Genomic DNA, 24,960 nt, shown 5'->3' with positions numbered 1-24,960 from the left:
GGCATGAGCGATAACAACGCGGCCCGTAAGGGCGACGAGATTATTCACTCCAGCATTTTTGCTGACATCACCAGCATTGTGGCGGAAGGTGCCGCCTATGCGGTGATCGGTGCGGCGGTTGGGCTGGCGGCAACGGCTGCCGCGCCACTCCTCGGTGCGGGGGCTGCTGCCGCTGGCGTGGCGGCGATAGGATCCAGCTGTCTGTTGAGCGGCATTGTCGGCGGCGTGCTGGCGAACGTGGCAGGGATCACTGACGATATCAGCAATGCCGCGGAAGGGTTGGGCAATGCGCTTTTCCCTCCGTCGCCTGCGGGCAAAATTACCACCGGTTCGAATAACGTTCTGACGAATGCGATCCCCGCCGCGCGCGCGGCCGGAACGCTGACGCCTGCAGATACCCCTTCCCCTGAACCGCAGTCTCCGGGCAGTTTTGCCGATTACGCAGGGATGCTGCTTTCCGCCGCCGGACAATTTGGCAGCGAAATGTGGCAGCCGAGCGTGGCCTCTGCCGCGGCGGGGACCTCGCCACTGGAAGAAGACAAGGTGGCGTGCGAAAAACACTCCGGGCCGCAGTATCTGGCGGAAGGCTCCAAAAGCGTCTTTATCAACGGACAGCCTGCAGTGCGCGCGAAAGATCGAACCACCTGCGAAGGCACCATTTCCGACGATGTCTCCCCGAACGTGATCATTGGCGGCGACACGCTTACGGTTCGCGATATCAAAAGCGGTAAAACGCCGGGACTGGCGCTGGGGATGATTGCGCTCTCCCTGCTGCGCGGACGTCCGGGCAAGATTCTGAAAAACATGCCCTGCGCGCTGGCGGCGGCCGGCGGCGGGATGCTGGCCGATATGGCCGTGAATGCCGTGTTTGGCTCCTCGCATCCGGTTCACGCCGCCACCGGCGTAAAGGTACTGAATGACGACGATGAACTCGATTTCTCGCTGCCGGGGCGCTTCCCGCTTCGCTGGCAGCGCAGCTATAACAGCCTGACCACCCGCGAAGGGCTGTTCGGGCTGGGCTGGGCAACCCCCTTTGACAGCTATCTGACGCTGGAAGAAAACAACGCCACCTGGTTCGACGAAACCGCGCGTGAGCTGAGCTTCGAGCTGCCGCCTGTCGACCGCGCGTTTTACAGCATCAGCGAAGGCATCATTATCCGCCGTAATGAAAATGGCGACGTGGCGATAGCTGATGACGACGGTGCGGTGTGGCGTCTGTACAAACCAACCCGGGCAAACCCTGCTGTTCTGCGTCTGGCATCTCTCAGCGACGAATACGGCAACGCGCTGCTGACGACGTGGGATGAGCACGGCAGGCTGGTTGGTCTTCACGACGAGCCACGGGCAATAGATGTCACTTTGCGCTATGAAGATGAACGTTTCCCGCAGCGCGTGACGTCAGCGAGCCATTTCGACGGCAACCGTTCCTGGCCGCTGATGCAGTGGCGCTACGATGCGGGCGGCCAACTGGCGAGCGCGACAGATGCCTCCGGCGTGGTAACGCGTGAATACCGCTATAACGACCGCGGCCTGATGGTCTGGCACCGCCTGCCTGGTGGGCTGGAAAGTGAATACCGCTGGCAAAAATTCGACCACTGGCGCGTGGTGGAAAACCGCACCAGCACCGGCGACGGGTGCCGCTTTAGCTATGATTTAGCTGCCGGGCTGACGACCGTCGAGCACTACGATGGTCAGACGCGTAAGCACTACTGGAACGCGCAAAATCTGATTGTCCGCTACGTTGACGAGCGTGGTGAAACCTGGCGCTACGAGTGGGATGACAACGAACTTCTGACCCGTCGCGTCGATCCCCTCGGCAATGCCGTTACCTTTGTCTACGACGAAATGGGCAATCGGGTGCAGGAGATCGACGCCGACGGCAATACCCGTACCACCACCTGGCTGGAGCACCGCGCGCTTCCGGCGGCCATTATCGAAGCCGACGGCAGCGCGACCCGTTTCTGGTACGACGAACATCACGGCCTGAAGCGCGTGGTCGACCCGATGGGGCAGACCACGCTCCTGCACCGGGATGAGTTTGGTCAGGTGATTGAGGAGGTCGATGCCGCCGGAAACAGCCGCTACCAGGAGTATAACGACGCCGGGCAGATGGTACGTGCGACGGACTGTTCCGGGCGCATTACCCGCTACCGTTATCATCCGCTCGGCTGGCTGGTGGCCGAGACTGGCGCCGACGGCGAAGAGACGCGCTATCGCTACGACGCGGCAGGACGTCCGGTGCAGCTCGATCGTCCGGAAGGCTGGACGGAGTCACTTGCATGGAACGAGCGCGGCCTGCCGGTGAAGCATGCGGGCGCTGACGGGAAAGAAAGCGAGTTCAGATACGATGACGCAGGGCGCTTAACCGCCACCCGCAATACTCAGGGGGAAGAGGTGCGCCGCCGCTGGGACAGCCGCGGGCGTCTGGTTGCCCTGGAAAACGAAAACGGCGAAGCGTACCGGTTCCGCTGGGGCGCGGACTCGCTGCTTCTGGAAGAGACAGGGCTTGATGGCGTGGCCTCTCAGTATTGCTACGACGCCTGCGGGCGCACGATAGCGCGCACCTTTGCCGCCGGTCACCCGGAGGCCATCACCCACGCCTTCGCCTGGAGCGCAAGCGGCCAGCTGGTCGCCCGCACCACGCCGGAAGGACAGACCCGCTATCATTACACACCATCCGGGCTATTAAGCCGGATCGGGCTGCATCCTGCGCTTTCAGCCGACGCATGGACCACCGAGGCCGAGCAGGAGCTTGCCTTTGACTATGACGCGCTCGGTCGCGTGACGCGCGAGGCGGGCGAACACGGCGAGCTGGCGTGGGAGTATGACGCGCTGGGCAACCGCACCTCCGTCACGCTGCCCGATGGCCGCGAGCTGAAACAGTTCTACTACGGCAGCGGGCATCTGCTCGGTATTGCCCTCGATAAGCTGTCGGTCTCTGATTTCACCCGCGACGAACTCCACCGGGAGACCAGCCGCACTCAGGGGCTGCTGACCACCCGCAGCGAGTACGACCGTCTCGGTCGACTGCATCGCCGGGATGTCTTCACTGGCAATGCCCAACGCCCGTCGCCGCGCCGCTGGTCTCGCCGCTGGGATTACGATTACCGCAATAACCTGGTGCGGGAAGAGCGGGACGATAATCCGTTCAGCTGGTACCGCTGGCAGTATGACAGCGCCGGGCGCCTGCTGGTTCAGGACGGCTCGCTGCCCGGACAGGAGCAGTGGCGCTGGGATGCCGCAGGTAACCCGCTCGAAGGGGCTGCTGAGAAGGTCACGCATAACCGCCTGACGCAACTGAACGGCATTCGCTGGCGCTATGACACCCACGGCCGCACCGTGGAGAAAGATAACGGCCAGACCCGCTGGCACTACCGCTACGACGGTGAACATCGCCTGACGGAAGTCATCAGCCAGCCGCGGGACCGCAACAAACCGCAGACGCAGGTCAGCTTCCGCTACGATCCGCTCGGACGACGCATTAGCAAAACGCGACGCCAGATGCTGGGCGGACAGCCAACCGGCAAGCCGGTCAGCACCCGGTTTGTCTGGGAAGGTTTCCGCCTGCTGCAGGAAGTGCACGGGGACGTGCCGCTAACCTACGTCTACAGCGATCAGGACAGCTACGATCCGCTGGCGCGTATCGACGGCGTTGATGCCCCGGAGATCTTCTGGTTCCACTGCCAGCCCAACGGTACGCCGGAGCGGATGACGGATAGCGAAGGGCAGGTACGCTGGGAAGGGGTGAACAGCGCCTGGGGCAAGCTGCTGCGGGAAAGCGAGACGCAAGTATCAGGATATTCTCAGAACCTGCGGATGCAGGGGCAATACCTGGACCGTGAGACAGGGCTGCACTACAATCTGTTCCGGTATTACGACCCGGACTGCGGGCGGTTTACGCAGCAGGACCCGATAGGTCTGGCGGGGGGGATAAACCTTTACCAGTATGCGCCGAATGCGCTGGGGTGGATGGATCCGTGGGGGTTGAGTCGTAAATGTAAGGATCCTTCTAAAGAAGCGACTCAGTGGCAAGGACCTCTTAATAAAGATTATAAAGGTATTGATAGTTACTCGAACAGAACGCTTAAAAAAGGAACGATCCTCTATGCATTGCATCCAAATGGTGATCAGTTACCTGCATATACCGTAACTCATCCTACAGTTAGGCAATATAAAGGTGATTCATTAGGATATCATGAGGCGTTACAAGTGAAACTTAACCCAGATTTCCCTGTACGAACCAAAGTTAGGGCATATTATGTATCTGAGGATATATTTGTTGCTAGTGGTCGTGCAATGGCGAATCCTCAGTTCGGAAAGGGGGGGGGGATGCAGTTTTACATACCTGAAGAAGCAAGAGGTAAATTAATTCCTGGTAAGGTTATAGATATATGAAAAAGATGACATTTAATGTAAAAAATGGGAATGTTAAAATTGATGATTATCCTATTGAACTTAGTTCTTTTGAAATATTTACTTCATCTGAGTTTTACAAAACCCATCCGCAATTTACTAAGATAGGTAAATTTTATTTTTCGAAAAATGATATTGAATGGGAAGGGCAGAATTTTATCGTAGAGTTCAGACCAGCAATTTTCTCATTTAATCCATCTCTTTTTCTTACAAGTAAAGACGGAGATTTTTATCAATCACTCAAAGATTGGGATAAGAGGGCATCGTTAAAAAATCTAGAAGAGGAAGAAAGACGATTGACAGAATGGGTTCAAAATAAATTTTCCAGAAACAATATGGGAAAGATAAATAAGCCTCCATATGGAACAAAATGGACTTATGAATGGGGAGAGATAACAGTGCAATCAAATGAAAGATCCTTTGATTGTGGGATATATATTGAATGGAATCTTAATCTCTGATGGTAATAAATCGTACATTACATATATGAGTTATCCATCCATGGAACGGAAGCCATATTGTCCAGTAGTGATATTTAAATTTATTATAGATGACTGCCTAATTTAGTATGCGAGATAAAAAATCGGATTAATCCCTTTTTTCTAAATGAAATAATAATCTTCTTTGTACATCTTTTATAAGTGGGTCTAAAAAGGAGGGATGTATAATGAAAATGCATAAAGAATAGTTAGATAATAATTCTGAAAAGATTGCATTTATGGCGGAATGAATTACTCGCCTTCAGATTTCGCTATAAATACTTTAATTGAACTTTCAAGAAAAAATCAAGATATGGCGTGGGTTATTAGTAAATGCTATGAAGTAAAGAGAGTCTCAAGACACAACTGAAACTATTCAAACGTTATTCAGGAAGTTCAGTATGTCGCCATCTTTAACAGTGTAATTTTTTCCTTCTGCATGCAGAGGGCGCTGACCACCCGTAGGGAGTACGACTGTCTTGGTCGACTGCATCGCCGGGATGTATACACTGGCAATGCCCAGCGCCCGTCACCGCGACGCCAGATGTTGGGCGGACAGCCAACCGGCAAGCCGGTCACTACCCGGTTCGTCTGGGAGGGGTTCCGCCTGCTGCAGGAGGTGAACGGGGACGTGCCGCTGACCTACGTCTACAGCGATCAGGACAGTTACGATCCGCTGGCGCGTGTCGATGGCGTTGATGCCCCGGAGATCTTCTGGTTCCACTGCCAGCCCAACGGTACGCCGGAGCGGATGACGGATATCGAAGGGCAGGTGCGCTGGGAAGGGGTGAACAGCGCCTGGGGCAAGCTGCTGCGGGAAAGTGAGACGCAGGTATCAGGATATTCTCAGAACCTGCGCATGCAGGGGCAATACCTGGACCGTGAGACAGGGCTGCACTACAGTCTGTTCCGGTATTACGACCCGGACTGCGGGCGGTTTACGCAGCAGGACCCGATAGGGCTGGCGGGGGGGATAAACCTTTACCAGTATGCGCCGAATGCGCTGGGGTGGATCCGTGGGGGTTGAGTCGTAAATGTAAGGATCCATCTAAAGAAGCAACAAAGTGGCAAGGCCCTGGAAATGATGATTATCCCGGTATTGATGTTTATAAGAATAGGAAGCTGAAAAAAGGTATAATTCTTTATGCTCTTTACCCGAATGGGAATCAACAACCCTCATATACTGTGACATTCCCAACAGTCAATCAATATAGAGGCGATCCTTTGGGTTATCATCAAGTGCTACAGGTAAAATTAGATCCTCGATGGTCTGTACGTACGAAATTAAGGGCTTTCTATGTAAGCGAAGACATAGATGTTGCTTACGGTAGAGCTGCAGCCAATAAGTTGTATGGAGATGGGGGAGGACTTCAGTCCTTAACCCCAGGAAAGATTTTAGATATATGATAAACTTAAATTTTAATGCGAAAACGGGAAAGCTAATTTTCGATGGTCTAACTTTAGAGATTGATACTGAAGAAGGATTTTGCAACAGTAAACTTTATCACAAACTAAATACGTTTAATGCTGTAAAGAAATACATGCCTTATCACTATCTTATTGATCCGGTGTTTTTTTGCGATAAAGAATTTGAAATTAACATACGGCCAATATGTTTTGGTTTTCCTTTTATGGTTCATCTTGTCGATAAAGATAGTGAATATTATAAATCCCTAAAGGACTGGGATGCAAGAACTAATATTAACATGCTAAATAACTCAGTGAAAAGCTTGTCTGATTGGCTAAGCCTTTCTCTGAATTTAGGGGCTCCTGATATTACGAAAACAGAAATGATTAGATGGGATTATGAATGGGGCCGAATTTCTGTCTCGTATGAGACAAAGTCATTCAACCATGGCATACATATAGTTTGGAATTCAATATAATCAATAACTAAGGCTTGCCTAAATTAAGTTATTGACTAATAACATCATCCATTTACTTTTAATCTTACTTGTTATTATTGGAGTTAAAAGTTATAGAGAAAATGAAAATAACTAATCGACTTAAAAAGAAGTTATTAGTCCTCGATGGCATTGACAATGATTTCATAGAGTATGGAAAGGAAATATCATGCCCTGAGTGTGACGGGGTAATAGTCTACTCTATCGTAAACTCATATGAGTTTGACACGCTTACTGAAGAGGTAAAAAGCTTTTTGGTTAAGAAAATGAGAGGTGTGAAGCTTGTTAGTGAACATAAGAAATATAGCTACGACGATAGCCAATTAGATGTTTCGAAAAATACATGTTCAAAGTGTTTGAAAGATTTTTCTAGTGTATTAACGTATAAAGAAGTGCAACCAGCACGATACCGGGTATATCTTGTGGGGCTTTTTGAAGGTGATTTGAAAAAGATCAACCTTTAAAGGTTGAGGTTTACCAATGATTGAAAATCTCATTTATTTTAAAGAAAATAACCTGCTTCATTGGGCTAGTGGTGAAAGTAACAGAGTGGTTAGTATGCCATTTTTAGACCATGCAATGGTCGACTCAACACGCCAGTTAGTCTTTGCGTTAAGCGAACCAAAGCCATTACCAACCGTTTTGACCATCTTCAATGCGCAGGGTGAAAAACCATTTTGGTCAGCACCTCCTGAAGGCGCAGCTTTCTATTACTTAACTTTCAACCTGTCAAAGCAAGTGGTTGTGGTCTGTAGCTATGCGGAAAAGCAAAACGGCTGGCATGATTGGTTTTATTCCTGGGATATGAAGCGTAACGCGCTGTCTCTATCGGGCCCTGCGTATTAACATCAAAAGCACCAAAAAATGATAACAATAACCGGTGGCAAAAGAGGGCTGCATAAGCAGTTCCAACAAGCGGTTTAAAACAGAGCTAAGAGGCAAAGGATGAGCACGGTTTACATTGTCATTTTAACCTATATCAAACCACTCGAAGAGATTGACGCAGCGATACATGCTCATGTTGAGTGGCTAAAAAAGGGGTATTCAGAGGGGATTTTCCTGGCATCCGGTAGACGGATCCCAAGAAACGGTGGGGTCATTCTCGCTAAGTGTGAAAGTCTTGCCTCTCTTGAAGAGCGCTTGCGCGAGGATCCTTTTCAGGCGTTAAAGCTAGCGACTGTTGAAATCATTCCCTTTGAACCCAGCATGAAAACAGAACTCCTGGAAAATGTGTTTTAACCCTCGAATAAAAAAATCCACGCCAAAGCGTGGATTTTTTTCATTCAAAACAAATCAGACGTTAAACAGGAAGTTCATCAGATCGCCATCTTTAACGATGTAATCTTTCTCTTTCTCACGCATCTTGCCTGATTCTTTCTTGCCTTGCTCACCTTGTTCTCAATAAGCTGTCGGTCTCCGACTTTGCCCGCGACGAACTCCACCGTGAAACCAGCCGCACCCAGGGGCTGCTGACCACCCGCAGCGAGTACGACCACCTTGGACGACTGCATCGCCGGGACGTCTTTACCGGCAATGCTCACCGCCCGTCGCCGCGCCGCTGGTCCCGCTGCTGGGATTACGATTACCGCAATAACCTGGTGCGGGAAGAGCGGGACGATAATCCGTTCAGCTGGTACCGCTGGCAGTACGACAGCGCCGGGCGCCTGCTGGTTCAGGACGGCTCGCTGCCCGGACAGGAGCAGTGGCGCTGGGATGCCGCTGGCAACCCGCTGGAAGGCTCTGCTGAGAAGGTCACGCATAACCGCCTGACGCAGCTGAACGGCATTCGCTGGCGTTATGACATTCACGGCCGCACCGTGGAGAAGGATAACGGCCAGACCCGGTGGCACTACCGCTACGACGGCGAGCACCGCCTGACGGAGGTCATCAGCCAGCCGCGGGATCGCAACAAACCGCAGACGCAGGTCAACTTCCGCTACGATCCGCTCGGACGACGGATCAGCAAAACGCGTCGCCAGATGCTGGGCGGGCAGCCAACCGGCAAGCCGGTCACTACCCGTTTTGTCTGGGAGGGGTTCCGCCTGCTGCAGGAAGTGCACGGGGATGTGCCGCTGACCTACGTCTACAGCGATCAGGACAGCTACGATCCGCTGGCGCGTATCGACGGCGTGGATGCCCCGGAAATCTTCTGGTTCCACTGTCAGCCCAACGGCACGCCGGAGCGGATGACGGATATCGAAGGGCAGGTGCGCTGGGACGCGGTGAACAGCGCCTGGGGCAAGCTGCTGCGGGAAAGCGAAACGCAGGTATCAGGATATTCTCAGAACCTGCGCATGCAGGGTCAATACCTGGATCGTGAGACAGGGCTGCACTACAATCTGTTCCGGTATTACGACCCGGACTGCGGACGGTTTACGCAGCAGGACCCGATAGGGCTGGCGGGGGGGATAAACCTTTACCAGTATGCGCCGAATGCGCTGGGGTGGGTGGATCCGTGGGGGTTGAGTAGGTGTTCATCCTCAGGTAAATATAAGCCTGGAACCATTCTGGGACGTACAGTCTATAAAAATACTGTTGATATACATCCAGGTGTCCCTAAGTCGGTTCATCCGTCAGTTCATCCTTCAATCAAAGCGAAAGTTAAGGATGGTTGGACAAATGTTGATTTGATGAAGAATGGCTATGCTCCGATTGGCACGGATGGAAAACAAGTTAACCTCCATCATGTTCTTGGACAAGAGCCTGGACCGATGGTGGAAATTCTTTCATCAACGCATAAGCTGTATCATAAGCAATTGCATGGATTAATTGAGAATGGTGGGAGTTTTAGAAATACTCCTGAACTTGATAGGCAGTACAACAGATTTAGAAGCGCGTATTGGAAGTTGAGATCATTGGATTTTTAATAGGGTGTAAAAGATGACTATCAAAACTGCAATTGAGCATTTAGATAAGAATGCTACAGACGAGGTGTTTTGGTTAGGCCCGGTTGATCTAGAGCAGATTGACATACTTGAAAATAATCTGGGTATTAAACTCCCACTTGATTTTAAAGAGTTCTTACATTTGGTTGGCGGCGGCGGTGTAATTGGAGAGGAGATCTCAGGAGTAGTTGATAACAATGCACTCGAAGAATCCGGAGGTGCTGTTTTTTATGATACAAATTATTGCCGGACTGAGTTCTCCCTTCCTGAAAACTATGCAGTTATCTATTTCAAAGATGACGAAGTTTGTTGGTGTATAGACTGTGGCGGCAAAACTTTTGGTCGAGTTATTAATTATGATCTGTTTTCCAGAAAAGAAACAAACACTTTAAACGCTTCGTTTTCTGAGTTTTTTGATAATTATGTGAAATTACGGACATGATTTTTTTTAAGTAAATTTTGATCTTTTCAATCAAGAGCTAACATTATAAGGTCTATGATGGAACTTGGGCCTTATAATGTAAATGGATCCCAAGAAACGGTGGCGTCATTCTTGCTAAATCTGAGTGTCTTGCCTCTCTTGAGGAGCGACTACGCGAGGATCCTTTTCAGAGGTTAAAGCTTGCGACTGTTGAGATCATTCCATTTGAACCCAGCATGAAAACAGAACTCCTGGAAAATGTGTTTTAACCCTCGAATAAAAAAATCCACGCCAAAGCGTGGATTTTCTTCATTCAAAACCAATCAAACGTTAAACAGGAAGTTCATCACATCGCCATCTTTAACAATGTAATCTTTCCCTTCCGCACGCATCTTGCCTGCTTCTTTCGCGCCTTGCTCACCCTTGTAGGTGATGAAGTCTTCAAACGCGATAGTCTGCGCGCGAATAAAACCTTTCTCGAAGTCGGTGTGGATCTTACCGGCTGCCTGAGGCGCAGTTGCACCCACAGGAATCGTCCAGGCACGGACTTCTTTCACGCCAGCGGTGAAGTAGGTCTGCAGGTTCAGCAGCTCATAACCCGCGCGAATTACGCGGTTCAGGCCCGGCTCTTCCAGACCCAGCTCGGCCATGAACTCTTCACGGTCAGCGTCGTCCAGCTCGGCGATATCAGATTCAACGGCAGCGCATACAGCCACAACGACAGAACCTTCCGCCGCGGCGATTTCACGCACTTTGTCCAGATACGGGTTGTTCTCAAAACCGTCTTCGTTAACGTTGGCGATGTACATGGTTGGCTTCAGGGTCAGGAAGCTCAGGTATTTGATCGCCGCCTTGTCTTCTTCCGTCAGGTTTTTCAGCGCGCGCAGCATGCCCGCGTTTTCCAGCTGTGGCAGACATTTTTCCAGCGCAGCCAGTTCCGCTTTCGCGTCTTTATCGCCGCCTTTGGCTTTCTTCTGCACGCGGTGAATCGCGCGTTCGCAGGTGTCGAGGTCAGAGAGCGCCAGCTCGGTGTTGATGACGTCGATGTCGTCAGCCGGATCCACTTTGTTGTTGACGTGGATGATGTTGTCGTTCTCGAAGCAGCGCACAACGTGGCCGATCGCTTCGGTTTCACGAATGTTGGTCAGGAACTGGTTACCCAGACCTTCACCTTTGGAGGCGCCTTTTACCAGGCCCGCGATGTCAACGAACTCCATGGTGGTCGGCAGAATGCGCTGTGGCTTCACGATCTCCGCGAGCTGATCCAGACGCGGGTCGGGCATTGGCACAACCCCGGTGTTCGGTTCGATGGTACAGAACGGGAAGTTCGCCGCTTCGATACCCGCTTTGGTAAGCGCGTTAAACAGGGTGGATTTGCCCACGTTTGGCAGACCGACGATACCGCATTTGAATCCCATTTCTAAATCACCTTAATATCTTGATAATCAATCGGTTAACGATAACCGATTGATGAAAAGTAAATAACTCTGCCTATTATACACGTAACCCGCATCACGCGCGGTAAAAAAGCCGTATCGGGCGGATTATTGCGCTTTGAAAGCGTGCAGGCGGTTTGTCGCTTTGGTTAAGCCATCTTTCAGCCAGATTTCAGTGCAGCGCACCGCTTCGTCTACCGCCTCGTCAATCAGTTTCTGCTCAGAAACCGGGGGCTTACCTAACACAAAACCAACAACTTTGTTTTTATCGCCCGGATGGCCGATTCCTACGCGCAGACGGTGGAAATTCGGGTTATTGCCCAGCTTGCTGATAATATCTTTCAGACCGTTATGGCCCCCGTGCCCGCCGCCCAGTTTGAATTTTGCCACGCCGGGTGGGAGGTCCAGTTCATCGTGAGCCACCAGAATTTCATCCGGATTGATGCGATAAAACGTTGCCATTGCCGCCACGGCTTTACCGCTCAGGTTCATAAAGGTGGTGGGTACCAGCAGGCGCACATCTGCGCCAGCAAGGTTGATACGTGAGGTATAGCCGAAGAATTTAGGTTCTTCGCGCAGGGGAGCACGCAACCGCTCGGCCAGCAGATCAACATACCATGCCCCGGCATTGTGGCGAGTGGCCGCATATTCTGCGCCCGGGTTGGCGAGGCCGACAATCAGTTTAATCGTCACGATTCAATTCCTAATGGGTTCCAGATCTGGCGCGTAGTTTACTGTCTGGCGCGCCGCTTGACAAAATTCTGCAATCGTCACGGCGAAAGTCGAATAATTACTCATCTGAACAATTAGAATTTCAAGCTGTTCAACGCCTTATTTGTAAACTTTTGTTTAGGAGTTATCCGTAAATGTGATCATTCACGCAACTCATAAAAGGGGCGTTGTCTATACTTTACACACAAGGATTAGGGGCTTTTCCCCTGACAACCCAAAGTTCCGGAGGTGACACATGAAACGCAAAAACGCTTCGTTACTCGGTAACGTGCTGATGGGGTTGGGGCTGTTCGTGATGGTTGTCGGCGTGGGTTATTCAATTTTAAACCAATTGCCGCAGCTTGATCTCCCGCAATACTTCGCGCATGGCGCGGTACTGAGCATTTTCCTCGGTGCAGTATTGTGGCTTGCCGGGGCGCGCGTGAGCGGACATGAAGAAGTCTGCGATAAATACTGGTGGGTGCGCCATTATGATAAACGTTGTCGCAGGGATCAGCACAAGCACAGCTAGTACCTGATAAAGAACACCGAACGACTCCCAAGGGAGTCGTTTTTTTTGCATGGAGTATTGACCCTCACGTAACGTAAGGCTCCAGAGTGGGTGCACTGGCAAAGTAAAAAGGAGCAATTATGTTGATTCAGGTGGGTGAGCTTGCGAAACGGGCCGGTATCACCGTGCGGACATTGCATCACTATGAGCAAACAGGGTTGTTGCTGCCTTCTGCCAGAAGTGCGGCAGGTTACCGGCTTTACAACCTGGCAGATGTCCAGCGTCTGCACATGATCCAGACGCTGGCAAAAGCGGGGCTGGAACTTGCTGAAATCAGGGATTTTCTGGAACAGGCGTCGCTGTCGTTAACCGAGTTACTCGATGCGCAAATCACGCTGTTGGATAAACAGCTTTGCAGCATACATACGCTGCGCGACCGGCTGGTGGAATTGCGCACCGGGCTTCGCGACGATGCGACGCCGGATCTGGAATCCTGGCTACAGACGCTGGAGTTAATGAATATGTACGATCGCTGGTTTAGCAAAGAAGAGTTACAGCAGCTGCCGTTTGCGGTGCAGAAGGAGGCACTGGCGGCTATCTGGTCAGGGCTGGTTACAGAGGCCAACATACTTCTGGAGCAACATATCCCCGTTACGGATGCGCGAGCCATGGAGCTGGCGACGCGCTGGATGGAACGCCTGGAGCAGGACACGGCGGGCAAGCCAGAGTTTCTTACCCGGCTGAACGAAATGCACAGCGTTGAGCCGCAAATGCAGGCGCAGACTGGCATCACGCCGGAGATGACGGAGTACATTACCCGGGCGTTTGCTGAATCTAAGCTCAACATATGGGAGAAGTATCTCACCGCCGAAGAGATGGCCTTTACCAGGGCACACTACTTTGACCGCATGATGGAGTGGCCGCCGCTGGTGGCGAAACTGCATCAGGCGCAGCGGAAAAATATCGATCCTGCCTGTGAGGAGGCGCAAAAGCTGGCTGAAAACTGGCTGGCGTTATTCCAGTCGTATGCGGGAACAAACCCGGAAACCCAGCAAAAGTTTCGCGCGGCCATGCAGCAGGAGCCGCAGCTGATGAAAGGAACATGGATGTCGCCTGCTGTGCTGGCATGGCTCCAGCAGGCCATCGGGATAATGATGCAGAAACGTTTCTCCGCATCAGGTGAATCACAGATCCGCTAACGCCGCTTCCCGGTTAGGGTAGAAAGAGAGTCGGCCAGGGATCGGCTGTACGCCCGCGCGCGCCATGGTGCGCAGCGGCTGGAATTCCAGGTTACTCACCCGCAGCTCGCAGCCTTCCGGCAGACGTTGTACGAAGCGCTGGAAGGCGTCCAGGCCCCCGGCATCCAGCACCGGTACGGCATCCCATTTCAATACCACAATCCGTTTGCCCGCGATACGAGTTTCCAGTTCGCTGAACAGGCCTTCCGCCGCGGCGAAGAACAGCGGGCCAATTACGCGCAGCACCAGCACATCATCAGGCACCTCTACGTTGACCGGCGAAAGGCGCGTCATCTGTGCAATGCGGCGCATAAACAGCAGGGAAGCCAGCACGATCCCGACGCTGATGGCGATAACCATATCGAACAGCACCGTCAGCGACATACAGATCAACATTACGATGATGTCGTCTTTTGGTGCACGACGCAGCAGGTTGACCACCTTATGCGCCTCACTCATGTTCCAGGCCACCATCAGCAGCAGCGCGGCCATAGCGGAAAGCGGCAGCCAGGAGAGCAGCGGGGCAAGGATCAGCAGAGCGAGGATCACCAGCACGGAGTGGATAACCGCCGAAACGGGGGAGGTTGCTCCCGCGCGCACGTTCGCCGCTGAACGGGCGATGGCTGCCGTTGCGGTAATACCGCCAAAGAACGGGGCGATGAGATTGCCTAACCCCTGACCGACCAGTTCGCTGTTGGCTTTATGTTTGGTGCCGGTCATGCCGTCGAGCACGACGGCGCAGAGCAGCGATTCAATGGCCCCCAGCATTGCCATAGAGAATGCGGCGGGAAGCAAGGCGCGCAGGGAATCCCAGCTTAAGGTAAAGCTGGAGCCAGGCATGTCCCACGGCAGTACCAGTTGCGGTAACAGTTGCGGAATGCCGCTACCCTGAGAACCGTCCGCCAGCACATAGTGGAACTGCGAGCCGATTGTCGCGACATGACCACCGAACATATTGACGATAGCCATTACTGCGCAACCCAGCAGCAGCGCGGGAAGGTGACCCGGCAGACGAATCCCTAAACGAGGCCAGACGATCAGCGTACCCAGCGTCACAATCCCGATGGCGGCGTCGCCCAGGTTGGCCGTAGGCAGTGCCATAAACAGCGCGCCTACTTTTTGCAGATAATGTTCCGGTACATGAGGCATCTGCAGACCGAGAAAATCTTTGATCTGCATGGTTCCGATGGTGATCCCGATCCCTGAGGTGAACCCGAGCGTGACGGAAAGGGGAATGTACTCAATCAGGCGGCCAAAGCGGGCCAGGCCAAAGAGAATCAAAAACAGGCCTGACATCAGGGTGGCAACCAGCAGGCCTGCAAGACCAAACTGTTGCGAAACCGGGTAGAGGATCACCACAAAAGCGGCGGTCGGGCCGGAGACGCTGAAGCGTGAACCACCGGTCAGGGCGATGACAATCCCGGCAACGGCCGAGGTGTAGAGGCCGTACTGTGGTGCAACGCCGCTACCAATCGCCAGCGCCATCGCCAGCGGTATGGCGATAATGCCGACGGTGATCCCGGCAATCAGGTCACGGACAAAACGTGACGAGGTGTACTTCTCTTTCCAGCAAGCGTCGATGAGGGCGCGAAAGGGCAGAACATGTGAGGAGGCTACGTTTTTCACAATTATCTATCATCCGAGTGCGCATCATCTGTCATATGAATGGCAGGTGAAGGAGGCATTAATCATACAAATAAAACCTAAAGACAAAAAAACCCGCCGCAGCGGGTTTTTCGGCCGTGTTCGATTAGTGTTCGAACATTGCAGAGATGGATTCTTCGTTGCTGATACGACGAATCGCTTCGGCCAGCATCCCGGACAGGGTCAAGGTACGCACGTTTGGCAGTGCCTTGATCTCGTCGCTCAGTGGGATGGTATCGCATACCACAACTTCGTCAATGACGGAGTTACGCAGGTTGTTCACCGCATTACCGGAGAAGATCGGGTGAGTTGCGTAAGCAAATACGCGTTTCGCACCACGTTCTTTCAGCGCTTCAGCGGCTTTACACAGCGTGCCACCGGTATCGATCATATCGTCAACCAGCACGCAGTCGCGGCCAGCAACGTCACCGATGATGTGCATCACCTGAGAAACGTTAGCGCGTGGACGACGTTTGTCGATGATCGCCATGTCGGTATCGTTCAGCAGCTTAGCGATAGCACGGGCACGTACCACGCCGCCGATGTCCGGAGAAACCACGATCGGGTTGTCCAGGTTCAGCTGCAGCATGTCTTCCAGCAGGATTGGGCTGCCGAATACGTTATCAACCGGGACGTCGAAGAAGCCCTGGATCTGCTCTGCGTGCAGGTCAACGGTCAGTACGCGGTCAACGCCGACGCTGGAGAGGAAATCAGCAACGACTTTAGCGGTAATTGGCACACGCGCGGAACGGACGCGACGGTCCTGACGGGCATAGCCGAAGTAGGGGATTACAGCAGTGATACGGCCTGCGGAAGCGCGACGCAGGGCGTCGACCATAACAACCAGTTCCATCAGGTTGTCATTCGTTGGAGCACAGGTGGACTGGATGATGAAAATATCACCACCGCGTACATTTTCGTTAATTTGTACGCTGACTTCGCCGTCGCTAAAGCGACCTACAGCGGCGTCGCCGAGGGAAGTGTACAGGCGGTTGGCAATACGTTGTGCTAGTTCCGGGGTGGCGTTACCAGCAAAAAGCTTCATATCAGGCACGAGAAGAACCTCAGGCATGCGTCCAGTGGTGGATAGCGTTCGCCGCAAACTGTGCGGGCCAGGCGAAGGCTATCCAGGCGGTGTATTAAAGAGCGCGATGCAACGTCTGGAACAGGGTGACGTTGTCACCGAAACTCAGTCTGCGTCAGAATGGCCTGCTGTAGGGGGGAGATGTTCATCCCACGCGCTACAAAACCATGCAGCCAATCCGGCGCTTGCTCAAGCACCTGACGAGCGGCGGATTCGGTGTCAAATTCAGCAAAGACACAGGCCCCTGTACCAGTCAGGCGCGACGGCGCGTATTCTAACAGCCAGGAAAGCACCGCATCAACCTCGCGAAAACGTTTTCTTGCGATATCCTCGCAATCGTTGCTGAATTCACAATTTAATAACGTTTCTATTGACCGAATCGGGGTATTTCTTTTCAGGTCAGGATCTTTAAAGATGACCGGGGTCGGAATGCTCACGCCGGGGTGAGCAACCAGATACCATTTTTCCGGCGGGTTGACCGGGGAAAGGATTTCCCCCACGCCCTCGGCAAAGGCCGCATGACCGCGAACAAACACCGGAACATCCGCGCCCAGTGTCAAGCCCAGGGCGGCCAGTTCGTCCTGCGACAGCCCGCTGCCCCAGAGGTGATTCAGGGCAACCAGCACCGTGGCGGCGTTAGATGAGCCGCCGCCCAGACCGCCGCCCATCGGCAGGCGCTTCTCTATACTGATGTCCGCACCGCTTCCCGCGGGCAGCCGCCCCGACTCCGCTGCCGCTTTCATCAGCAGGCGCGCGGCACGCACGATCAGGTTGTCTTCATGCGCCACGCCTTCGACCGGTGTCAGGAGGCAAATCTGCCCGTCCTGACGCGGCTCAATGGCGATCGTGTCGCCATAGTCAATAAACTGAAACAGCGTTTGCAGAGTATGGTAGCCGTCAGCACGCTGACCGGTGATATATAAAAACAGGTTCAGTTTTGCCGGAGAAGGCCAGTGGGTCATCATTTAACGATCCAGTTATCCATTTTGAGCTTGATGCGCTGGCTGCCCTGTGTCAGCTCCATATTTGATGGCAGCGATGGTTTACTCTTGCTGTCATAGTCGTTGTATACCACTTTCCAGGTTTTGCCATTCTGGGTGTAGTTGGCCTGGCTCAGACGGTATTGATCGTCCAGGGTGTAGTCGGTGGCGTCACCCGGCAGGCCGAGGATCCACTGGCGCAGGCTGTTCAGCGGGATCGGCATCCCGGTCAGCTTGCCAATCATCTCTTCGGCATCGGTCGCGGTGTAGTGCTGGCCTTTATTGTCGGTGATCTGCGCTTCGCCCGGTTTAGCGATAAGCTCCAGTTCGGTGCTGCCGAGCGGGTTCAGCAGCAGCAGGCGATAGTTGTCCTGCCCGGTTTGCTGCCAGAAGAAACGCGCATACACTTTTTGTTCATCAGAGAGATAGGCGAAGGCGCCGCGGGTCTGATACTGGCTCAAATTGCGGACGTCCTGCTGGTGCTGACGCCACTGCGGTGAATCAGGGCTTTTGCCCGGGCCTTTTGGTTGGGTGACAGTACATGCGGTCAGAACCAGTGCCGCCAGAGGCAGCAGGCGAATCAGTCGGGTCATAATGAGGACAAATCCTTGAGATACGTTGCAGTTATAACTGTTAATGCTAGCGTCCCGCAGTCTCACCGTCTACGTTCAAATTATCTCAAAGCAATGCGTAAGCTATTACTCCGAAAGGAGGCGGTCTCTTTTATTGATCTCGCGCATCCTGTATGATGCGTCCTGCTAACCTTATTAACGCTGGTACTACTCCCGCTCAACATGACCCTATTAGCACTCGGTATTAACCACAAAACGGCCCCGGTTTCGCTGCGAGAACGCGTTACGTTTTCGCCGGATACGCTTGACCTGGCGCTGGACAGCCTGCTTGCCCAACCCATGGTGCAAGGGGGCGTGGTGCTCTCGACGTGCAACCGTACCGAGCTGTATTTAAGCGTGGAAGAGCAGGATAACCTGCATGAAGCGCTGATCCGCTGGTTATGTGACTACCACAATCTCAACGAAGACGAGCTGCGTAATAGCCTGTACTGGCATCAGGATAATGATGCGGTCAGCCATCTGATGCGCGTCGCCAGCGGTCTGGATTCACTGGTGCTGGGCGAGCCGCAGATTCTCGGTCAGGTGAAAAAAGCCTTTGCGGATTCGCAAAAAGGGCATTTGAAGGCCAGTGAACTGGAGCGTATGTTCCAGAAGTCGTTCTCCGTGGCGAAGCGTGTGCGAACCGAAACCGACATTGGTGCCAGTGCGGTTTCTGTTGCTTTCGCAGCCTGCACCCTTGCACGTCAAATCTTTGAGTCCCTTTCCACCGTCACCGTGATGCTGGTGGGCGCGGGCGAAACCATCGAACTTGTGGCGCGCCATCTGCGCGAGCATAAAGTGAAAAAGATGATTATCGCGAACCGCACCCGCGAACGTGCGCAGGTACTGGCGGATGAGGTGGGCGCAGAAGTGGTTGCGCTGAGCGACATCGATGAACGTCTGAAAGAGGCGGACATTATTATCAGTTCTACCGCCAGCCCGCTGCCAATCATCGGTAAAGGGATGGTGGAACGCGCGCTGAAGTCGCGTCGAAATCAGCCGATGCTGCTGGTGGATATCGCCGTCCCGCGTGATGTTGAACCGGAAGTCGGTAAACTGGCGAACGCCTATCTTTACAGCGTTGACGACCTGCAAAGCATCATTTCGCACAACCTCGCTCAGCGTAAAGCGGCGGCGGTACAGGCGGAAACCATTGTTGAGCAGGAAACCAGCGAGTTTATGGCCTGGCTGCGCGCGCAAAGCGTCAGCGAGACCATCCGCGAGTATCGCGGGCAGGCGGAGCAGGTGCGTGATGACCTGACTGCCAAAGCGTTAGCGGCCCTTGAACAGGGCGGCGACGCACAGGCTATTATGCAGGATCTGGCGTGGAAACTGACCAACCGCCTGATCCATGCACCAACCAAATCTCTTCAACAGGCTGCCCGTGACGGGGATGATGAACGCCTGACTATTCTGCGCAACAGCCTCGGGCTGGAATAGCGCCCTATACCCATTTTCTAAGACAAGGTGCACTTACGCCTATGAAGCCTTCTATCGTCGCTAAACTGGAAGCTCTGCACGAGCGCCATGAAGAAGTCCAGGCGCTGCTCGGGGATGCCGGGACCATTGCGGACCAGGAACGTTTTCGCGCACTCTCGCGTGAGTACGCGCAGTTAAGTGATGTTTCTAAATGCTTTACCGACTGGCGACAGGTTCAGGAAGACATCGAAACCGCGCAGATGATGCTCGACGATCCTGAAATGCGCGAGATGGCGCAGGAAGAGTTACAGGATGCGAAAGCGCGTTCTGAAGAGATGGAGCAACAGCTTCAGGTGCTGCTGCTGCCAAAAGATCCGGACGACGAGCGTAACGCGTTTGTGGAAGTCCGCGCCGGTACCGGCGGTGATGAAGCGGCGCTGTTTGCCGGGGATCTGTTCCGCATGTACAGCCGCTACGCTGAATCGCGTCGCTGGCGCGTGGAAATCATGAGCGCTAACGACGGCGAGCATGGTGGCTATAAAGAGGTTATCGCCAAGATCAGCGGCGACGGCGTGTATGGTCGTCTGAAGTTTGAATCTGGCGGTCATCGCGTGCAGCGCGTGCCTGCTACGGAATCTCAGGGGCGTATTCATACCTCTGCCTGTACGGTGGCGGTGATGCCAGAGCTGCCGGAAGCGGAACTGCCGGACATCAACCCGGCGGACCTGCGCATCGACACCTTCCGCTCCTCTGGTGCGGGCGGCCAGCACGTTAACACCACCGATTCCGCTATCCGTATTACTCACCTGCCAACCGGTATTGTGGTGGAGTGTCAGGACGAGCGTTCGCAGCATAAAAACAAAGCCAAAGCCTTGTCCGTGCTGGGCGCGCGTATCCACGCGGCCGAAATGGCGAAACGCCAGCAGGCGGAAGCATCGACGCGTCGTAACCTGCTGGGCAGCGGCGATCGCAGCGACCGTAACCGTACCTACAACTTCCCGCAGGGCCGCGTGACCGACCACCGCATTAACCTGACGCTTTACCGTCTGGACGAGGTGATGGAAGGGAAGCTGGATATGCTGATTGAGCCTATCGTGCAGGAATACCAGGCCGACCAGCTGGCGGCGCTGTCCGAGCAGGAATAATGGATTTTCAGCGCTGGTTACGTGAGGCCGCCGGTGAGCTTTCCGCAAGCGAAAGCCCAAAACGCGACGCCGAAATTTTGCTGGAGCATGTAACGGGTAAAGCCCGTACGTATCTGCTGGCATTCGGTGAGACGCCACTGACCGCTGAGCAGCAAGCGCAGCTCGCTACGCTGCTTGCCCGCCGTAAAAACGGTGAGCCGGTGGCGCATCTTGTCGGTGAACGTGAGTTCTGGTCGCTCCCGCTTTATGTCTCAGCGGCAACGCTGATTCCACGCCCGGATACCGAATGTCTGGTGGAGCAGGCGCTGGCGCGTTTGCCGGCTGCGGCCAGCCGCATTCTCGATCTCGGAACAGGAACGGGTGCTATCGCGCTGGCGCTTGCCAGCGAGCGTCCGGATTGCGATGTGACGGCAGTGGATGTGATGCCTGACGCGGTGACCCTGGCGCAGCGTAACGTGGCGCGTCTCGGGCTGACTAACGTGACCGTGCTGCAAAGCAGCTGGTTTAGCGCGCTGGAGACTCGCTCGTTCGAGATGATCGTCAGTAACCCGCCGTATATTGACGAGCACGACCCGCACCTTGCGCAGGGCGATGTTCGTTTCGAGCCATTGACGGCGCTGGTTGCGGCTAACGCAGGGTTAGCCGATCTTGATCACATAGTGACAACGTCACGGCAACATTTACTTCCCGGCGGCTGGCTGCTGGTGGAACATGGCTGGACGCAGGGGGAAGCCGTACGTGCGCTGTTTACGCAAGCGGGTTATACCGCAGTGGAAACCTGCCGCGACTACGGCGGTAATGAACGGTTGACGCTAGGCCAGTGGGCGTGAAGCAAGGCTATCTGCCATTTACTGATAAAGGCGTAAGGCTGACTGAAAGGCGGTTTGGCGTTATCATCTACATTGTTTTGAGTTTTATCGCGCCCGGGGGTAGCTGTACGTTCGGGCGTTACTGGGGTAAGTCATGAAGTCCTTAGCCGATTTCGAATTTAATAAAGTGCCGCTTTGCGATGGCATGATCCTGATTTCGGAGATGATACGCGACGATTTTACGTCGCAGTACGTTTACGATGAACTGGAGAATCTGGTCAGCCTGGCGCGTGAAGAGATCAATCAGGCGCGCCCGCAGGACTGGCAATTAGAGAAGCTGCTTGAGCTTTTCTACGGCGAATGGGGTTTCTGCGACACGCGTGGCGTGTATCGCCTGTCTGACGCATTATGGCTGGACCAGGTCTTAAAAAACCGTCAGGGCAGCGCCGTTGCGCTGGGCTCTATTTTGCTGTGGGTCGCGCACCGTCTGGATATTCCACTGGTGCCGGTCATTTTCCCGACGCAGATGATCCTGCGGGCGGAGTGGCTGGACGGCGAGATGTGGCTCATTAATCCGTTTAACGGCGATACGCTGGATGAGCATACGCTGGACGTCTGGCTGAAAGGCAACATCAGCCCGGTCGCCGAGCTCTTTAACGAAGATCTCGACGAGGCCGATAACGCCGAAGTGATCCGCAAGCTGCTGGATACGCTGAAATCAGCGCTGATGGAAGAGCGTCAGATGGAGCTGGCCTTGCGTGCCAGCGAAGTGCTGCTGCAGTTTAATCCGGAAGATCCCTACGAAATTCGCGACCGCGGGCTTATCTATGCCCAGCTCGACTGCGAACACGTTGCGCTGAACGATCTGAGCTATTTCGTTGAGCAGTGCCCGGAAGATCCGATTAGCGAAATGATTCGCGCGCAGATCAACGCGATCTCGCACAAACAAATTACACTGCATTAATCTTAATTCCGATTCACACCTGAATAAGGCGATCCTATGAAACAAAAAGTGGTTAGCATTGGTGATATCAAGGTAGCAAACGACCTGCCGTTCGTGCTGTTTGGCGGTATGAACGTGCTGGAATCCCGCGATCTCGCCATGCGTATCTGCGAGCACTACGTGACCGTGACCCAGAAGCTGGGCATCCCGTACGTGTTTAAGGCCTCTTTTGACAAAGCCAACCGCTCCTCCATTCACTCTTACCGTGGCCCGGGCCTGGAAGAGGGCATGAAGATTTTCCAGGAGCTGAAACAGACGTTTGGCGTGAAAGTGATCACCGACGTGCATGAGTCCTGGCAGGCACAGCCTGTAGCGGACGTGGTAGACGTGATCCAGCTTCCGGCATTCCTGGCCCGTCAGACGGACCTGGTGGAAGCGATGGCGAAAACCGGCGCGGTCATCAACGTGAAAAAACCACAGTTCGTGAGCCCTGGCCAGATGGGGAACATTGTCGACAAGTTTATCGAAGGCGGCAATGACAAGGTTATCCTGTGCGACCGTGGTGCAAACTTCGGTTATGACAACCTGGTCGTGGATATGCTGGGCTTCAGCGTGATGAAGAACGTCTCTAACCAGTCTCCGGTGATCTTCGACGTGACTCACGCCCTGCAGTGCCGTGACCCGTTTGGTGCCGCGTCTGGCGGTCGTCGCGCACAGGTAACCGAGCTGGCGCGCGCCGGTATGGCAACGGGTCTGGCGGGTCTGTTCATTGAAGCGCACCCGGATCCGGCTAACGCGAAATGCGATGGTCCGTCCGCACTGCCGCTGGATAAGCTGGAGCCGTTCCTGAAGCAGATCAAAGCGATTGACGATCTGGTGAAGAACTTCGACGAGCTGGATACCAGCAACTAATAAAAAAACCCGCTTCGGCGGGTTTTTTTATAGGACATATTGCCGGGTGGCGCTGCGCTTACCCGGCCTACAAAACCTGTAGGCACTGCAAGCGAAGCGCCGCTGGGCAAAGAGGCTAGGCAAATATCGTCATCAGGTACGCCACAAACAGCGCCATATGTGCCGCACCGTTCAGCACGTTGGTGCGTCCGGTGGAGAAGGAGATCTGGCACAGCAGCAGCGAGGCCACCATCACAATCATCTCCGGCGCGCCCAGCGCAAACTGCAGTTCGTTCCCCGTCATAAAGGCAATCAGCGTCACCACCGGTACGGTGAGTGATATGGTCGCCAGCACGGAGCCGAAGAACAGGTTCATTGCACGCTGCACCTGATTGTTCAACACCGCTTTCAGCGCCCCCAGTCCTTCAGGGGACAGGATCAGCAGCGCCACCAGGAAACCGGTAAAGGCCACCGGGGCGTTCAGCTCGGTTAACAGCGTCTCCAGCGGGTTGGCATTCATTTTGGTGACCGCAATGACCGCAATCAGATGCACGATCAGCCAAACCGTGTGCCACACACTGCTGTGTGCTGACGGCTTACCGTGGTGCGGGTCATCGTCGTCGCCGTCATCTTCATGTTCGTATACAAACAGGCTCTGGTGCGTTTTGGTCTGAATCAGCAGGAAAACGCCGTACATGGCTGCGGAAATCAGCGCGACCAGCAGCGCCTGACCGGTGGAGAAGTTTGCACCTGGCAGCGCCATCGGGAAGACCAGCACGATAATTGCCAGCGGGAAGAGGGCAATCAGGTACTGTTTAATACCAAACAGGTTCATGTACTGGGTCGCAAATTTACGCCCGCCCAGTAACAGCGAGAAGCCCACCAGGCCGCCTGTCACAATCATAATGATGGAGTAGAGGGTATCGCGCATCAGCGTCGGGGCAGCATCGCCGGTCGCCATAAGCGCGGAAATCAGGCTGACTTCGAGAATAACAACGGAAAGACTCAGAATTAACGAACCGTACGGCTCGCCCAGACGGTGGGCTAATACGTCCGCATGGCGAACGACGCTAAATGCGCTGGTTAAAATACCGACCAGGGCAAGAATATTGATACCAACCACCACTGGCAGTGACTGACTGCTTCCCCAGAAGAGCAGCACAGCCAGTGCCAGAACCGGGAAAATGAGTGACGTCTCCTTGTGGCGGGTCTTTACCGCCTCGTGTGTTGCTGTCATGTGCTTCTCCATCAATGCAGGTGCTTGTAATTATAGATAGATTTTAAGGAGATTAAATTAACAGAAATCTGTTAAATACCTTATATTTTTTACTTAATTTTACCCTTTGTGATGTTTTTATTCTTTGAAGTCTATAATGTCATATCTCTCATAAATAAATATTAAATAACAATGAATTATAATTTTAATTTGCTCATTA

23 protein-coding genes and 4 pseudogenes are annotated in these 24,960 nt (G+C 53.7%); 19 read left to right on the top strand and 8 right to left on the bottom strand.

The window, feature by feature from the left end; translation table 11 throughout:
- Window positions 1-3 precede the first annotated feature (3 nt).
- The 8 genes and pseudogenes from L383_RS15320 to L383_RS15345 all read left to right on the top strand — a co-directional run bounded on the left by L383_RS15320 (window position 4) and on the right by L383_RS15345 (window position 8,035).
- Window positions 4-4,395, top strand: a complete 4,392-nt coding sequence (locus tag L383_RS15320) for an RHS repeat-associated core domain-containing protein (protein ID WP_023330598.1) — start codon at window positions 4-6, stop codon at window positions 4,393-4,395.
- The gene (locus tag L383_RS15325) at window positions 4,392-4,874 is read left to right on the top strand and encodes a hypothetical protein (RefSeq protein WP_023330597.1); all 483 of its coding nucleotides are present in this window, start codon (window positions 4,392-4,394) and stop codon (window positions 4,872-4,874) included. Before L383_RS15320 ends, L383_RS15325 begins: the two co-directional genes overlap by 4 nt.
- 553 nt (window positions 4,875-5,427) lie before the next feature.
- Window positions 5,428-5,907, top strand: a pseudogene (locus L383_RS26535) (RHS repeat-associated core domain-containing protein); the annotation flags it as partial.
- A gap of 8 nt (window positions 5,908-5,915) precedes the next feature.
- Window positions 5,916-6,299, top strand: a complete 384-nt coding sequence (locus tag L383_RS26530) for a hypothetical protein (protein WP_244911516.1) — start codon at window positions 5,916-5,918, stop codon at window positions 6,297-6,299.
- Window positions 6,296-6,778 carry a hypothetical protein gene (locus tag L383_RS15335; RefSeq protein ID WP_023330595.1) on the top strand — a complete coding sequence of 161 codons (483 nt, stop codon included), beginning with the start codon at window positions 6,296-6,298 and terminating at the stop codon, window positions 6,776-6,778. The genes L383_RS26530 and L383_RS15335 overlap by 4 nt, the downstream gene beginning before the upstream one ends.
- Before the next feature lie 101 nt (window positions 6,779-6,879).
- Window positions 6,880-7,260, top strand: coding sequence for a hypothetical protein (locus tag L383_RS0123890; protein ID WP_032629020.1), 381 nt, complete (start codon window positions 6,880-6,882; stop codon window positions 7,258-7,260).
- A 16-nt stretch (window positions 7,261-7,276) separates the two neighbouring features.
- Window positions 7,277-7,642 (top strand): hypothetical protein, encoded by a 366-nt coding sequence (locus L383_RS15340; RefSeq protein ID WP_023330594.1) that lies wholly within the window; start codon window positions 7,277-7,279, stop codon window positions 7,640-7,642.
- A gap of 99 nt (window positions 7,643-7,741) precedes the next feature.
- Entirely contained in the window at window positions 7,742-8,035 is a 294-nt protein-coding gene (locus L383_RS15345; RefSeq protein ID WP_014884201.1) for a YciI family protein, read from the top strand.
- Window positions 8,036-8,089: 54 nt separating this feature from the next.
- On the opposite strand, the pseudogene L383_RS25655 reads toward L383_RS15345, so the two are convergent.
- A pseudogene (locus tag L383_RS25655) lies at window positions 8,090-8,191 on the bottom strand (DUF933 domain-containing protein); the annotation flags it as partial.
- A 2-nt stretch (window positions 8,192-8,193) separates the two neighbouring features.
- Between L383_RS25655 and L383_RS15350 the strand changes: the two are divergent.
- From L383_RS15350 to L383_RS15355, 3 genes and pseudogenes are all read left to right on the top strand, one after another.
- Window positions 8,194-9,267: pseudogene (locus L383_RS15350) on the top strand (RHS repeat domain-containing protein); the annotation flags it as partial.
- A complete protein-coding gene (locus L383_RS26350; RefSeq protein ID WP_255344243.1) occupies window positions 9,244-9,663 on the top strand; it encodes an HNH/ENDO VII family nuclease in 420 nt (139 codons plus the stop codon). The pseudogene L383_RS15350 and the gene L383_RS26350, both read left to right, overlap by 24 nt.
- 13 nt (window positions 9,664-9,676) lie before the next feature.
- Window positions 9,677-10,123 (top strand): SMI1/KNR4 family protein, encoded by a 447-nt coding sequence (locus L383_RS15355; protein WP_023330592.1) that lies wholly within the window; start codon window positions 9,677-9,679, stop codon window positions 10,121-10,123.
- A 302-nt stretch (window positions 10,124-10,425) separates the two neighbouring features.
- On the opposite strand, the gene ychF is transcribed toward L383_RS15355, so the two are convergent.
- Window positions 10,426-11,520 carry a redox-regulated ATPase YchF gene (ychF, locus tag L383_RS15360; RefSeq protein ID WP_010432886.1) on the bottom strand — a complete coding sequence of 365 codons (1,095 nt, stop codon included), beginning with the start codon at window positions 11,518-11,520 and terminating at the stop codon, window positions 10,426-10,428.
- A 126-nt stretch (window positions 11,521-11,646) separates the two neighbouring features.
- On the bottom strand, window positions 11,647-12,231 hold the full coding sequence (gene pth, locus L383_RS15365; protein ID WP_014884200.1) for an aminoacyl-tRNA hydrolase: 585 nt from the start codon (window positions 12,229-12,231) through the stop codon (window positions 11,647-11,649).
- 274 nt (window positions 12,232-12,505) lie between these two features.
- Between pth and ychH the strand changes: the two genes are divergently transcribed.
- Complete coding sequence (gene ychH, locus L383_RS15370) at window positions 12,506-12,781, top strand: stress-induced protein YchH (protein WP_008499505.1); 276 nt, start codon at window positions 12,506-12,508, stop codon at window positions 12,779-12,781.
- 119 nt (window positions 12,782-12,900) lie between these two features.
- Window positions 12,901-13,959: a MerR family transcriptional regulator gene (locus L383_RS15375; RefSeq protein WP_023330591.1), complete on the top strand. Its 1,059-nt coding sequence runs from the start codon at window positions 12,901-12,903 to the stop codon at window positions 13,957-13,959.
- Here L383_RS15375 and dauA read toward each other — a convergent pair.
- The 4 genes from dauA to lolB all read right to left on the bottom strand — a co-directional run bounded on the left by dauA (window position 13,945) and on the right by lolB (window position 18,299).
- Window positions 13,945-15,624: a C4-dicarboxylic acid transporter DauA gene (dauA, locus tag L383_RS15380; RefSeq protein ID WP_014884198.1), complete on the bottom strand. Its 1,680-nt coding sequence runs from the start codon at window positions 15,622-15,624 to the stop codon at window positions 13,945-13,947. The two genes, L383_RS15375 and dauA, sit on opposite strands and share 15 nt — an antisense overlap.
- Before the next feature lie 124 nt (window positions 15,625-15,748).
- Window positions 15,749-16,696, bottom strand: a complete 948-nt coding sequence (gene prs / locus L383_RS15385; RefSeq protein WP_003856663.1) for a ribose-phosphate diphosphokinase — start codon at window positions 16,694-16,696, stop codon at window positions 15,749-15,751.
- 125 nt (window positions 16,697-16,821) lie between these two features.
- A complete protein-coding gene (gene ispE / locus L383_RS15390) occupies window positions 16,822-17,691 on the bottom strand; it encodes a 4-(cytidine 5'-diphospho)-2-C-methyl-D-erythritol kinase (protein ID WP_023330590.1) in 870 nt (289 codons plus the stop codon).
- A complete protein-coding gene (lolB, locus tag L383_RS15395; RefSeq protein WP_023330589.1) occupies window positions 17,688-18,299 on the bottom strand; it encodes a lipoprotein insertase outer membrane protein LolB in 612 nt (203 codons plus the stop codon). Before lolB ends, ispE begins: the two co-directional genes overlap by 4 nt.
- Window positions 18,300-18,500: 201 nt before the next feature.
- On the opposite strand from lolB, the gene hemA reads away from it, so the two are divergent.
- From hemA to kdsA, 6 genes and pseudogenes are all read left to right on the top strand, one after another.
- The gene (gene hemA, locus L383_RS15400) at window positions 18,501-19,757 is read left to right on the top strand and encodes a glutamyl-tRNA reductase (protein WP_008499512.1); all 1,257 of its coding nucleotides are present in this window, start codon (window positions 18,501-18,503) and stop codon (window positions 19,755-19,757) included.
- Window positions 19,758-19,798: 41 nt separating this feature from the next.
- A complete protein-coding gene (gene prfA / locus L383_RS15405; RefSeq protein ID WP_014884195.1) occupies window positions 19,799-20,881 on the top strand; it encodes a peptide chain release factor 1 in 1,083 nt (360 codons plus the stop codon).
- A complete protein-coding gene (gene prmC, locus L383_RS15410; RefSeq protein ID WP_014884194.1) occupies window positions 20,881-21,711 on the top strand; it encodes a peptide chain release factor N(5)-glutamine methyltransferase in 831 nt (276 codons plus the stop codon). The genes prfA and prmC overlap by 1 nt, the downstream gene beginning before the upstream one ends.
- 8 nt (window positions 21,712-21,719) lie before the next feature.
- Window positions 21,720-21,809, top strand: a pseudogene (locus L383_RS26345) (siroheme synthase); the annotation flags it as partial.
- Between the two features lie 35 nt (window positions 21,810-21,844).
- Window positions 21,845-22,654, top strand: coding sequence for an invasion regulator SirB1 (gene sirB1, locus L383_RS15415; protein ID WP_008499515.1), 810 nt, complete (start codon window positions 21,845-21,847; stop codon window positions 22,652-22,654).
- Window positions 22,655-22,690: 36 nt separating this feature from the next.
- Window positions 22,691-23,545 (top strand): 3-deoxy-8-phosphooctulonate synthase, encoded by an 855-nt coding sequence (kdsA, locus tag L383_RS15420; protein WP_014884193.1) that lies wholly within the window; start codon window positions 22,691-22,693, stop codon window positions 23,543-23,545.
- A 115-nt stretch (window positions 23,546-23,660) separates the two neighbouring features.
- On the opposite strand, the gene chaA is transcribed toward kdsA, so the two are convergent.
- Complete coding sequence (chaA, locus tag L383_RS15425; protein WP_014884192.1) at window positions 23,661-24,761, bottom strand: sodium-potassium/proton antiporter ChaA; 1,101 nt, start codon at window positions 24,759-24,761, stop codon at window positions 23,661-23,663.
- Window positions 24,762-24,960 lie beyond the last annotated feature (199 nt).

Origin of the sequence: Enterobacter sp. MGH 37, from assembly GCF_000534515.1 — a bacterium.
GTDB classification, from domain to species: domain Bacteria; phylum Pseudomonadota; class Gammaproteobacteria; order Enterobacterales; family Enterobacteriaceae; genus Enterobacter; species Enterobacter kobei.
The sequence above is the reverse complement of the archived record's forward strand: the minus strand, read 5'-3'. Positions and strand labels throughout refer to the sequence as shown.